The 12,819-nt window shown below is 52.8% G+C and carries 10 protein-coding genes; 8 read left to right on the top strand and 2 right to left on the bottom strand.

From position 1 onward, the window contains the following. The first annotated feature begins 22 nt into the window (after positions 1-22). The 6 genes from AAF564_05160 (at position 23) to AAF564_05185 (ending at position 6,777) form a co-directional block, all read left to right on the top strand. Complete coding sequence (locus AAF564_05160) at positions 23-676, top strand: GntR family transcriptional regulator (protein MEM8484913.1); 654 nt, start codon at positions 23-25, stop codon at positions 674-676. Positions 677-691: 15 nt separating this feature from the next. Then, positions 692-1,693, top strand: a complete 1,002-nt coding sequence (locus AAF564_05165) for a 4-hydroxyproline epimerase (protein ID MEM8484914.1) — start codon at positions 692-694, stop codon at positions 1,691-1,693. A gap of 53 nt (positions 1,694-1,746) precedes the next feature. After that, a complete protein-coding gene (locus AAF564_05170; protein ID MEM8484915.1) occupies positions 1,747-3,081 on the top strand; it encodes an FAD-dependent oxidoreductase in 1,335 nt (444 codons plus the stop codon). Next, positions 3,071-3,886, top strand: a complete 816-nt coding sequence (locus AAF564_05175; protein ID MEM8484916.1) for a formylglycine-generating enzyme family protein — start codon at positions 3,071-3,073, stop codon at positions 3,884-3,886. Before AAF564_05170 ends, AAF564_05175 begins: the two co-directional genes overlap by 11 nt. Positions 3,887-3,978: 92 nt before the next feature. After that, complete coding sequence (locus tag AAF564_05180; GenBank protein ID MEM8484917.1) at positions 3,979-5,142, top strand: LLM class flavin-dependent oxidoreductase; 1,164 nt, start codon at positions 3,979-3,981, stop codon at positions 5,140-5,142. A gap of 24 nt (positions 5,143-5,166) precedes the next feature. Beyond that, the gene (locus AAF564_05185) at positions 5,167-6,777 is read left to right on the top strand and encodes a hypothetical protein (GenBank protein MEM8484918.1); all 1,611 of its coding nucleotides are present in this window, start codon (positions 5,167-5,169) and stop codon (positions 6,775-6,777) included. A gap of 16 nt (positions 6,778-6,793) precedes the next feature. On the opposite strand, the gene AAF564_05190 is transcribed toward AAF564_05185, so the two are convergent. Next, on the bottom strand, positions 6,794-7,702 hold the full coding sequence (locus AAF564_05190; protein ID MEM8484919.1) for an aldo/keto reductase: 909 nt from the start codon (positions 7,700-7,702) through the stop codon (positions 6,794-6,796). 108 nt (positions 7,703-7,810) lie between these two features. Continuing rightward, the gene (locus AAF564_05195) at positions 7,811-8,740 is read right to left on the bottom strand and encodes a hypothetical protein (protein ID MEM8484920.1); all 930 of its coding nucleotides are present in this window, start codon (positions 8,738-8,740) and stop codon (positions 7,811-7,813) included. An 814-nt stretch (positions 8,741-9,554) separates the two neighbouring features. On the opposite strand from AAF564_05195, the gene AAF564_05200 reads away from it, so the two are divergent. Further along, entirely contained in the window at positions 9,555-10,910 is a 1,356-nt protein-coding gene (locus AAF564_05200) for an amidase (protein MEM8484921.1), read from the top strand. Between the two features lie 445 nt (positions 10,911-11,355). Further along, positions 11,356-12,774 carry an MATE family efflux transporter gene (locus AAF564_05205; GenBank protein MEM8484922.1) on the top strand — a complete coding sequence of 473 codons (1,419 nt, stop codon included), beginning with the start codon at positions 11,356-11,358 and terminating at the stop codon, positions 12,772-12,774. Positions 12,775-12,819 lie beyond the last annotated feature (45 nt).

The following is a 12,819-nucleotide window of genomic DNA, read 5'->3' on the forward strand; positions in this document are numbered from 1 at the left end:
GTACAATTAGCTCAGCATTAAAATGCAATCTGTTACGCAACCTGCCAGCCTTGCCGACAAAGCTTATACCCTTGTGGAAAGCCTCATTGTCACGCTGGCTTTGCCGCCAGGTCACATTTTTTCTGAAGCTGAATTGAGCCGGCAGATTGATATCGGACGGACTCCGCTGCGCGAGGCGCTTCAACGCCTCGCCGCAGCGCGCCTTGTCAAAACGCTCCCCCGCAAAGGCATGATGATCGCAGAGATCAGCATGACGGACCATTTCGCTCTACTGGAAACCCGGCGCGTCCTGGAAAAACTGGTTGCGACCCTCGCGGCAAAAAAAGCAACCACTACACAGCGTACAGCGCTACAAACCATCAGAGATGAAATGGAAAGCGCCGCTGAACATAACGATCTTGCAACGTTTATGACGCTCGATCGTACCTGCGACACCCTCCTTGAATCTGCATCTAAAAACCTGTATGCCACCACTGCCCTGGCACCTCTCCATGCGCACTGCCGGCGGTTCTGGTATCAATACCAGCATGAAGGTGATCTCCGCCGTTCTGCAGCATTGCATATGGAAATGATCGCTGCCGTAGTATCTGGCGACGAACAAGGGGCAGCCTTTGCTGCAGATGCAATTCTGGATTACCTCGATGCATTTACCAGAAAAGCCCTCAACCTGATTTAGGGCCCATCCGATACCATGGCCAGACACACCTTTTTTTGTATAGATGCCCATACCTGCGGCAACCCCGTTCGTGTTGTCACCGGCGGCGGCCCACAATTAGAGGGTAAAAGCATGAGTGAACGCCGGCAGCATTTCCTTGCCGAGTTCGACTGGATCCGCACAGGCCTCATGTTTGAACCGCGGGGGCATGATATGATGTCTGGCAGCATCCTCTACCCTCCCTGCCGCGAAGACTGTGATGTGGGCATCCTCTTTATCGAAACCAGCGGCTGCCTGCCCATGTGCGGACATGGCACCATTGGTACCGTCACTGTGATGATTGAACATGGCCTGGTCACACCCCATGAACCGGGCACGCTGCGTCTCGAAACGCCGGCAGGACTTGTCGTTGCAACTTACCAGATGGAAGGCCAACGTGTAAGCGCCGTCAGGCTCGTCAATGTCCCGTCTTATCTGGCAGCTGAAAACCTGTCTGTCGAATGCCCCACCCTCGGTACGTTGCGCGTTGATGTAGCCTATGGCGGTAATTATTATGCCATCGTTGAACCACAGGAGAATTTTGCAGACATGGCTGACCATGCAGCAACCGACCTGATAAGCTGGAGTCCAGTGGTTCGAAAGAGGCTCAATGAATTGTATACGTTTGAACATCCTGAAAACCCAACCATAAACGGACTAAGCCATATTGAATGGACAGGCAAACCTCGAAACAAAGCGGCCCATGCCCGTAATGCCGTATTTTATGGCGATAAGGCCATTGACCGCTCACCTTGCGGCACAGGGACGTCTGCACGCATGGCTCAATGGGCTGCGCGGGGTGATCTCCAGGTAGGTGATGCGTTTGTACACGAAAGTATCATTGGCAGCCTGTTCAAAGGCCGGGTTGAAAAGACGGCACGTGTTGGCGGGTATAATGCCATTGTGCCAAGCATCGAAGGATGGGCGCGTATTATGGGCTTCAACACTATTTTTATCGATGATGATGATCCGTACGCTCATGGATTTCAGGTCATCTAGCAGCTGTGCGCCACCAAAACGCGGAAGCAAAAGTTCGAACAGGTATCAGCCCAATGCATAAACAAAAAAACATTGTTGTAATAGGCGGAGGTGCCATAGGACTATGCACTGCGCACTACCTGCAACAATCTGGTCACTCAGTTACCGTGATTGAAAAAGGCGTCTACGATAAAGGGACTTCGCTGGGCAATGCAGGTATGTTGGTTCCGAGCCACGTAGTACCGCTTGCTGCACCGGGGGTGATTTCACAGGGCATGCGCTGGCTGTTCCGGCGCGATAGCCCTTTTCGTATCAAACCCCGGCTCGATCCTGCCCTGATGTCATGGCTGTGGCAATTCCGTAGCTTCTGTACCGAAAAACATGTTGCCCGCTCCATGCCGTTACTACGCGACCTGAGTCTGGCCAGCGTTGAGGCCTTCGCAAGCCTCGCTACGCTGTTCGACTTTCACTTCGAGCAAAGAGGCTTGCTGATGGTGCACCGGACGGATAAAGGAGAAAAAGAAAACCTCAAGTACGGCAAAAAGGGGCAAGCAGCCGGCCTTGACGTCACCTTCCTGACAGCAGATGAATTAAAGCAAAAAGCACCCAATCTAAAATCTAGTGCTCGAGGTGCCGTATATTTCCCGCAAGACGCACACTTGAGTCCTAATTTGTTCATTGCGGGCATAACAAAGGCCCTTGCTGATAACGGTGTTGTCCTCCGACCTGACACAGCAGTGACAGGCTTTGAAACAACCGATACAAAAAATAATCGAACAATTCGCGCCGTCAACACTAACAAGGGTCGGATTGAGGCTGACGAAGTAATTCTGGCAGCCGGCGCCTGGACGCCGGCATTGGCCCGTATGCTACGCATTAAGGCACCAATCCAGCCTGCGAAAGGTTACAGCATTACGGTTGACGCCCCAGAAAACGCGCCGACTATCCCTGTTATTCTTACGGAAGAGAAAGTTACGATAACACCCATGGGCAATAAACTGCGATTTGGAGGCACCCTCGAGTTGGCCGGATTTGATGCATCCGTTGACCTGATCCGTGCCCGTGCCATTCGCAACGCCATCCCGGATTATTTGCCATCTGTTTCCCCAGACCAAATTGACCAAAAAATGATCTGGTCGGGCTTCAGGCCCTGTACCCCTGACGGCTTGCCTATCATTGGCCGGCCGGGAACGATGCAAAACCTTGTTATTGCATCCGGACACGCCATGATTGGCATCACACTGGCCCCCATAACAGGGCAGCTTGTTACGTCGATCATCAACAATGAAAAGCCGGCTATCGACACGGAAGCGCTCCATCCTGATCGTTTCTCAAGACTGGGTTCTTTGAAGCAGCGAGCAGGTACTGCTGGTCTTCCTCCTCAAACAGAACCGCTTCATGCAGCCTAGACAATATAACCGCCATATTTTCTGGGCGCTGCTCTCCATTGTGAGCGTACTGTCAATGGTCACCATTTACCTCGTATTTTTTCGCGAAGTCCCAAAAACGCTCCAAACAACCCAAGACCCCTTCCTTTCAAGCGATTTTGTCCGTATCGAGCCCGGTACGTTTATGATGGGCTCAGCCGCTGCCGACGCATATCCGGATGAACAACCCGTCCACAGGGTGACCATCACCAAGACTTTTCTGATGGGCAAAACAGAGGTAACCCAGTCCCAATGGTCGGCCATCATGGACAAAAACCCCAGCCTCTTCCCAAACGACGACCATCCCGTAGACAATGTTGATTGGGGCGACATCCAGATCTTTCTTAACCGCTTGAATAAAGTAGCCGGCTGCCAGCGTTGTTACCGGCTGCCGACCGAAGCGGAATGGGAATACGCCGCCCGTGCAGGCTCTGAAAGCCACTACACCTTCGGAGACGAAGAAGGGAAACTCAAACATTTCGCCTGGTATGCTAAAAACTCTGGGTTTACCACACACCCGGTTGCAACCCGCCGGCCCAACGCCTGGGGCCTGTACGACATGCACGGCAACGTTTATGAATGGGTCCAGGACTTCTATGGTGAATACAGCGAAGAACCCGAGGTTGACCCGCAGGGAGAAACCTTTGGTAACCAATATGTGCTCCGCGGCGGCAGTTGGACCGATGAAGCGCGCGAACAACGGGTTTCCTACCGGGACTACTACGCCCCAAGCCATCGCCACAACTTCTTTGGCTTTAGGCTCGTTCGTACCAAGAGCTTCAAATAACCGCTCGCCTATCCATTCGGTTTTCCTGAACGTAGCTTGCACCTGCACGCGCTTTTTCATTAACATGCCTGCCCAAGAAATGAGTAAAAGGCATGAGTACCACACCGAACATTACGATACGATCCGAGAGCGCCGCAGGCGCAGAAATCGCGTGGTTCGCCCCGATCTGCAATGGCGATGACGTGTACCTCGGCACCCATGACCCGCAATACAAAAGCAACTGGGAAAACACGTCCAATATCTTGCTTACGGCAGACAAACTGGGGTACCGGAATATCCTGTGCCCGTCGTCTTATCAGGTAGGGCAAGATGTATTGCCTTTTGTATCAGCTGTTGCGCCGCTAACAAAGCAAATCAACCTGCTGCCGGCTATCCGGTGTGGTGAAATCCATCCTCCCATGCTGGCACGTTCAATCGCTACACTCGACCATATCCTCAAAGGCCGGCTCACGCTCAATATCATTTCGTCGAACCTGCCTGGTACCTCGATGGAGTCGGAGGCGAGATATCAACGTTCGCGTGAAGTTATTCAGATACTGAAGCAAGCATGGACTCAGGATGCCATTGACTTCTCTGGAGACTTTTACAACATCCAGTTGCCGGCTACCCCCGTAAAGCCGTACCAGCAAAACGGTGGCCCATTACTCTACTTTGGCGGCTACTCTCCGCCAGGCGTTGCGCTCTGTGCAGAACATTGTGACGTATACCTCATGTGGCCCGACACCCAGGAAAAGCTGCTGCGTTTGATGCAAAACATGAGCGCTCAGGCTGCAACGCACGGCCGGACCGTCGATTTTGGACTCCGCGTTCATGTTATTGTCAGAGAAACTGAAAGCGAGGCCCGCGCAGCTGCCCGAAGCCTGGTTTCACAACTCGACGACGCCCATGGCACCGCACTTCGCGAACGCGCCCAGGATGCAAAATCACTGGGCGTATCCAAGCAATCTGCCTTGCGCGAAGGGGCTGATGATGAAGGCTATGCTGAGCCTTTCCTCTGGACCGGCATTGGTCGGGGCCGATCGGGTTGTGGTGCGGCGTTGGTTGGCAATCCCGACCAGGTGTTGACGAAAATTAAAGCGTACATGGCAATGGGCATGCGCGCATTCATTTTCTCAGGTTACCCGCACCTGGAAGCATGCGGTCTCTTTGCACGGTATGTATTACCAGAACTGGAGACTTTGTCTATGCCTCAACTACAAGGCCGCATACCTTCAGGTCCACCCAACACGCCCCTTGCCGCCGGCCCCCGACGCTAACTTTCCCCAGCCCCCAATACCACCGTGTTAGACCTGGCCATAGTACTTGTCTATTTTGCAGCTATTTTTCTTGTAGCCCTCTCTGGCCGGCAAGACAAAAACGTATCCACCGAAACCTATTTCCTGAGCAATCGCTCGCTCCGCTGGCCTTCAATTGCCCTTTCAACAATCGCTACCAACATCAACGGGTATCAATTTTTGGGGATGATGGGGTCTGCCTATCTGTATGGACTGGCGCAGGCTAGCCTTGAAATCAATGCAGTACAGGGCATTTTGATAGCGGCGTTCATTTTTGTCCCGATGTACCTGCGCGATCGTGTAATCACCGTTACGCAGTTCATCAACAACCGCCTTGGCAAGCGGGTTGGTTTGGCATACGCCCTTGCCAATCTTGCCCTGTTTTCTACCATTACGTTGGGCGCAGCATTGTTTTGGGGCGCGTACGCAGCAGAACTTGTTTTCTCTGACTATCTAAGGATCCTCAGTGACAACCCCCTTATTCAGCGGTTGGGAGAAGCCCTGTTTGCCAACTACGATACATCACCAGAATTGTCGCAACTGATGCGGGTCGGGGTACTCCTCATCGGGCTTGGTATTTTTTCAGCCATTTACACCTATCTCGGTGGCCTCAATGCAGTGGTCAAAACGGATGTGATTCAGTTTGCCATTCTGCTCACCGGCGGCATTCTGATTGTTGTTGTCATCATTCGAGAGCTCGGCGGCTGGGGCATGCTCTACGAGAAGACACCCGAGCTTATGCAACTGCATTTGCCGGCCGATCATCCCACCCTTCCTTGGATCCACATGTTTGGCCTGTTTCTGATGAACATCAACTACTGGTGCGCCAATCAAACCATTATGCAGCGTTCTTTTGCAGCAAAAAGTTTGAAAGAAGCACAGCTAGGCTTAATGGTAGGCGGTGCGCTCAAATATGCTATGGCCGTGGTTATCGTCGTCCCGGGTATTGCACTTGCCGGCATCCTCATCGACAACGGACTCACCGACCCCGACAATGCGTTCCCCTACATCGTCTCCACGTACATGCCCGTAGGCATCAAAGGCCTCATTCTCTGTGCACTTTTTGCATCGCTCATGAGTACGGTCGATTCTACGTTCAACTCTCTCGCTACCCTCTGGTCAATCGATATATACAAAGCTTACTTGCGCCCGCACGCATCTGAACAGCAAGTTGTACAAGCAGGCCGGCGCGCCATTCTGGTTACGCTTTTTACGGGGATTCTGATGGGCCTCATTTTGCTCTACCTCAAGTTCGAAAACCCGGAGGCAGCGTTTACCCACACCCTCAACGAGTTACGGTACTATATTAATTGCGGGATCGTTGTCCTAATCTGCTCGGCCGGCTTAATGATCGCACCAAACCATCGCGCAGCGCTCCTCGCCTTTGTCTCGACCATCCCACTGCACCTCACCATAATCGCCGTCTTCCCCGACATGAACTATTTCATCCGGGCAATGTGGGTGATTCTCATTGCATTTGGCTTCCTGGCTGCGGTATCCCACAAACACGGCTGGAAAAGCCGAAAAGACCTCTTTGTATCAGCCTCGCCTGTACTGACAAAAGTTGGATTTGGATTGCTGGCCTCGCTGGTCTCCCTGCATATCATTTTCCACTAGATGTATCTCACGTGGGCTATGGAACGTTGTGCCCTTTGGAAGCCTGCCAAACTTTAAACCACTGTTGGCGCGTTAGCACAAGCGCTGCGGCATCACAAGCAGCTTCCACGCGGTTCATTTTCCCCGTCCCAAGTACCGGAATAATGCGAGCGGGGTGTTTCAACAGCCAGGCATAGGCAACCTGATCAAGGGTAGCGCCGCCCAATTCTTCACCCAGCGTTTCCAGACACGCCCGTACACGGACCGCCTGTGCATCCTGGCTGGAAAACAACCGTCCGCCCCCAAGCGGTGACCAGGCCATCGGTGCGATACGCAGTTCCTGGCTCTGGTCGAGGGTACCATCGTGCATCACATCAAAATTTAGTACGGAGCATTCAACCTGATTCGTAACGAGCGGGAAAGGGAGCCGGCTCGCCAGCAAGCTATACTGTGCGGGCGTAAAATTGGAAACACCAAAGTGCAATACTTTGCCGGCATCGCGCAACGCAGCAAACGCTTCAGCTACTTCATCAGCCTCCATCAAGGGGTCGGGGCGGTGCAGCAAAAGCACATCGATATGGTCGGTATGCAGCCGGCGCAGGGAGTTTTCAACGGACGCCATAATGTGCGCCTTGCTCGTGTCGTAGTGCGGCAGTGCGTGTCCAGGATGTTTATCTGATACCAGCTTGATGTCACATTTAGTTACCAGTTGCATCTGTTGCCGAAGACCGGGTGCCTGAGCAAGCGCCTCACCAAAAAGCGCTTCACAGGAATAGTCGCCATAGATATCTGCATGATCCATCGTAGTAACACCAAGCGCCAAACACCGGTGTAGCATAGCCAGCAACTCATCGGTTCGGTATCCCCAATCAGCCAACCGCCAAAGGCCAAAAACAAGTCTGGAAAAAGTGGGACCGTCTGTACACGTTTGTATTGCTGGAATCATGCGAAAACTGGTTTAAGGTGGAAGGTTTAAGGTTGAAAGTTTTACGTCGTGGGATACGTCGAAGCGGAGACCAATAATGTTAAACTTTAAACGTTCAACCTGCAACTTTCAACCCGCGTCCAGCCATCCTACGAGGACCTTGATGAGCGTTGGATGAATCAGGTAGCCGGTGCTGTGATGTGGGTTGGACTTTCCATTTCGTAGCGACAAGTTGTAAATCTCGTGGTCTTCAATTGTGTCAACGAGATTCCACTTCAGCATCTCCCGATAATCGTTTTTGATGCGCTTGTCGTGGCAAATAAAATCGTCTTCAGCCGCGATGTTTACCCATTTTCGGATGTTGCAGGGAAATTGCCGCTCATTGGTTGCAGAAGCGCCAAACAAACCACGCTTGACGGTGTCATCACCAAGCGGTGAACCAATGGTAAGAAATAGATCCACGAGTTTGTTGCAATAATCCGGACGGTATTCGCTCATGTACGAAAATTTCCAGAGCACATCATAGGCAATCAAGCTGCCAAGGCTGTGGGCGATGATGCATACCGAGTCGCTTCGGTTTAAAGCCCGCTTTAACGGACGCGTGACAGGCGCACGGACGGCAGAACCAAACGGACTCTGGTATCCCATCCAGTATTCTTTCATGTCGGGCGCGACCAGGCTGATCACTTCATCACCGAGGCGCGTAAAACTCAGTACTGCCGAAAGCACATCTGCGAGGCCTTCTTTATACGACTCCTTGCCGGCCAGCCCTTCATAATTTGCTTTATCAAATTCCGACTTCTTCCACAACTTAAGTCCATCCAGCGTTGCCTTGCGGGTTGTGATATCATCTGGCACAGGATCACCACTCAACTGGCTCAGAAAGGCATTCGAGATATCACCGTAGTACACAAACTCAATGCGCGTCGCATCAAACAGATCAAGCGCTGCGGGAAAATCACGCGCAATACCAAAGCGCAACGCGTCGAGCCAGAGTTTCTTTAACTGGGTCTTGGGGGGTTTAAATCCCCGGCCATGCAATAGAATAAGGGTTTTCATGCAGCGTCGTTTACGAAACGAAAGGCCACAAGTTAGAAATTGGCGGCCTTTTTCTCCACAATCATGGCGCGCTACATGGGATGCGTACAAACCGGCAGGAAGCCTGGTAGATGCGGTAAGAGAAATGAGATAGCGTGGGGAGCAATATACAAGCGATACCCAGATGGAAAATGGGGGCAGAGTTTCGAATGTCGAGGACGGTAACGCAGGCTCCTTGTTACCTGTGTACCCATTCGAAACTCCCCTGGCCTCGAGATAAAAATGTGGAGGGCATCAGAAGGTTAACTTCTGTATGTGAACCGGCACGTGCCGGGTTATAGCCAAAAAGGAGGCAAGCGGCTCGGGAGGTCGGGAGGTCGGGAGGTCGGGAGGTCGGGAGGTCGGGAGGTCGGGAGGTCGGGAGGTCGGGAGGAAATGCGGGGAGCATCGGGGGGTTGCAAACGACGAGATCCCAGGTTCATGGCTCGGAAAGCCCGTCGTTTGCGCTATGTTATGTCCCTCGGGGGAACGGGGTGCGCTCGGGGTTGGCCGGGGAGCCTTGGGTTCAGGGGGATAGTCAAAAAGCTCGGGTTCGAATCGTCAGCTGCTGCGGCACTATGGGAGGAGAAGTGCAAGGACGGAGACCTCTACCCACTCTTTGGGTCTCCGTCCAATTTGGAATTGATCTTAAAGATGTGTCAGCATGTAAAAGAAGTGCTTCCGTTCGTTCTGGTAATAATATCGTTGTTTCTTAAATTCCGCGGTATCGGGGGAATACTGTCATCTTTTGCAATCAAAACCCCCTACAACCCCCTTACAAAAAACGCCACACTATATGCCTGTCCTCCCCACAATAGCAACACACGCTGCAACCCTGCAATCCAGACAAATTTCGAGTGTTGAGCTGGTTAAAGCCTGCCTAAAGCGCATTAACGCACCTGACGGGGAAGGCGACCTGGCTTTTGTTCATGTAGATGCTGATCAAGCACTGGCCGCAGCTGCTGCATCAGATCGGTTGCGTGCCGCCGGCATTATGCTCTCGCCCTTGATGGGGTTGCCGGTATCTGTAAAAGATTTGTTTGACATTGCCGGCCAGGTGACGCGCGCCGGCTCCCGCGTCCTTGCTGAAGCGCCGGCTGCAACTAAAGACGCCACCTGCATTGCCCGCCTCCGCCGTGCTGGGGCAATCCCTATTGGCCGCACCAACATGACTGAGTTTGCGTATTCCGGGCTCGGACTCAACCCACACTACGGTACGCCAGCTTCTCCTTATGACCGCACAACCCGACGTATCCCGGGAGGCTCCTCTTCCGGCGCCGGCGTATCTGTGGCTGACCAGATGGCAGTCTTTGGCATTGGCACCGATACGGGCGGATCCGTACGTATTCCTGCAGCGCTTTGCAATCTTACCGGATTCAAACCTTCAACGGGCCGCGTCCCTACAGCAGGCGTATTACCCCTCTCTACTACGTACGATTCGGTTGGCCCCCTGGCCCCTTCTGTCGCCTGTTGTGTTACAGTAGACCAGGTGATGACCGACCAGCCCACCACACCACTTGTGCCCCGACCGCTCAACCATCTCAGGCTGGCCATTCCAACAGGTATTGCAATGGAAGGCCTCGACAACCACGTTGCCACTGCCTTTGCAAGGGCGGCCAAGAAGCTGGAAGCAGCCGGCGCGCATATACAGGACGTGCAGATCGATGCCATAACAGATCCATCCAGACCAGGCAATGGCGGGCGACTCCTTGCTGCTGAAGCTTATGCCTGGCACCGCCATTATCTTGAAGCATCGTATGATATGTATGACCCGCGGGTATCAGGCCGCATGATGCCGGCATCTGAAACAAGTGCAGCAGATTATATCGCATTGCTAGGTTGGCGCCGGCAATTTCTGCAAGATGTCGCGCAAACCCTGACACCATACGATGCACTCATCTTGCCCACCACGCCCATCACGGCCCCTCCGATCTCATTACTTGAAGAAAGTGAGGATGCGTATTTTGCCAACAACGTATTGATGCTCAGAAATACATCCATCATAAACCAAATTGACGGCTGTGCGCTTTCAATACCCTGTCATGCACCCAATGAGCCACCGGTTGGCTTTATGTTGGCAGGTACAGCAATGCAGGATCAACAGATACTACAGAGTGGCCTGTCGGTAGAAAGCGTCTTGCGAGCGCTGTAAAGCAAAAAAATAAAAACAGGCACCCGGACTACGATAAGGGCGCGGCATAGACGTAGATCCAGGTACCTGTTTTATAGTCGTAGTATTTATGCACCCCGTCTAAAGGGAGACACACTTCAAACACTACAATTCCCTAACAATAATTTTGACTGGTATCGCCTGCAGCACAAGTGTCTTGTTTATAACATTGCAACCCATTATGAACTTTAACTAACCTGGCTGCAGTGACACCAGCTATCCAATCTCTTACAAGGACCTTACCAGCCTTGGCATACCCCGCAAAAAACGGCATAGAGGCCGATTCGGTAAGATGCAATCGATTATTTGTTCATTATAGTCGACAACCGGCTGGACCTTTTGCTATACATCCGGGTTAGGCTACCCCTTTTCCTGCACGAGGCTCACCCGCCCTTAAGCAGGCACCACCCGACCACCTCGAAATTGTATGGCAAGTACCGACCCGGCGGAAGCGTCGCAGGACACCAGCTTCTGGTCAGACCTAAAAGGCATTTTTCAGGGCAAGCGCCGCGACTTTACCTCGGGAAGCATCGGGCGGGCCATCCTGCTGTTGGCCATTCCCATGGTACTCGAAATGCTGATGCAATCCGTTTTCGGGGTTGTTGATGTGTTTTTTGTGGGCCGGCTTGGCGCTGACGCCGTAGCCGCTGTTGGCATGACCGATTCCCTGATGGTGCTGGTTTATGCCGTAGGGATGGGTATTTCCATGGCAGCAACTGCAATGGTTGCGCGCCGGATTGGCGAAAAGAAAGAGAAAGAAGCCAGTGTTGCTGCATTCCAGGCGCTGATTGCCGGCCTGGTTACGTCTATTCCCATTGCAATCCTGGGCATCGCGTACGCCCCTGAACTCATGGCGCTTATGGGTGCCACTGAAGGGGTGATCGAAATTGGCAGCACATACTGCGCTATTTTGCTTGGCAGTAACATTCTCATCCTCTACCTCTTTCTTATAAACGCGATCTTCCGCGGCGCCGGCGATGCCGTGCTGGCGATGCGCGTACTCTGGCTTGCCAACCTCATCAATATTTTTCTCGATCCCGCGCTCATTTTTGGCTGGGGCCCCTTCCCTGAACTGGGCGTCACGGGAGCAGCAATTGCCACAAGCATTGGGCGTGGCATCGGCGTCATGTACCAGCTCTACATCCTCCTGCGGGGCAATGGACGGGTGCGGCTTTTCCTCGACCAGCTTACCCTGAACCGTACCATGATGCGGCAGCTAATCAATATCTCGTGGCCGGGCATGATTCAGTATGGTGTCGCAACAGCCAGTTGGATGCTCATTTTCCGGATTGTTGCGCTCTTTGGCAGCACCGCTATGGCCGGCTATACCATAGCCATCCGGATCATCATTTTCGCTTTGCTGCCTTCCTGGGGTATGGGCAATGCCGCAGCAACCCTTGTGGGCCAAAACCTGGGTGCCGGCCAACCCGACCGCGCCGAACGAAGTGTCTGGATAACCGCGTTCTGGAATATGGCGTTCCTCGGCACTGTTGCGCTCTTCATGTTCATCTATGCCGTTGAACTCATGGAGATCTTCACCCAGGAAGCAGCCATCATTGCCGTTGGAGTTGACTGCCTCCGCATCGTCAGTGTCACGTATATCTTCTTTGCATTTGGCATGGTGAGCGTCCAGGCCTTTAACGGCGCAGGAGACACCAAAACGCCCACGATTATCAACTTGATTAGTTACTGGATTTTCCAGATTCCGCTTGCCTATTTGATGGCAGAGCCCATGGGGCTTGGGGCGCGCGGGGCTTTTCTCGCCATTGCCATTGCCCAAACCGTCCTTGCCATTATCAGTGTGATCTGGTTTAAGAAGGGAACGTGGAAAACTAAATCCGTTTAGGGCATGTGGACAATCAGCTTGTAAAATGCATATGATTTCATTTTT

The organism is Bacteroidota bacterium (assembly GCA_039111535.1).
GTDB lineage: Bacteria > Bacteroidota > Rhodothermia > Rhodothermales > JAHQVL01 > JBCCIM01.

Coding starts and splice junctions, on each gene's coding strand:
- AAF564_05160 (MEM8484913.1), top strand. CDS start 23: ATGCAATCTGTTACGCAACCTGCCAGCCTTGCCGACAAAGCTTATACC.
- AAF564_05170 (MEM8484915.1), top strand. CDS start 1,747: ATGCATAAACAAAAAAACATTGTTGTAATAGGCGGAGGTGCCATAGGA.
- AAF564_05175 (MEM8484916.1), top strand. CDS start 3,071: ATGCAGCCTAGACAATATAACCGCCATATTTTCTGGGCGCTGCTCTCC.
- AAF564_05190 (MEM8484919.1), bottom strand. CDS start 7,702: ATGATTCCAGCAATACAAACGTGTACAGACGGTCCCACTTTTTCCAGA.
- AAF564_05180 (MEM8484917.1), top strand. CDS start 3,979: ATGAGTACCACACCGAACATTACGATACGATCCGAGAGCGCCGCAGGC.
- AAF564_05165 (MEM8484914.1), top strand. CDS start 692: ATGGCCAGACACACCTTTTTTTGTATAGATGCCCATACCTGCGGCAAC.
- AAF564_05200 (MEM8484921.1), top strand. CDS start 9,555: ATGCCTGTCCTCCCCACAATAGCAACACACGCTGCAACCCTGCAATCC.
- AAF564_05195 (MEM8484920.1), bottom strand. CDS start 8,740: ATGAAAACCCTTATTCTATTGCATGGCCGGGGATTTAAACCCCCCAAG.
- AAF564_05205 (MEM8484922.1), top strand. CDS start 11,356: ATGGCAAGTACCGACCCGGCGGAAGCGTCGCAGGACACCAGCTTCTGG.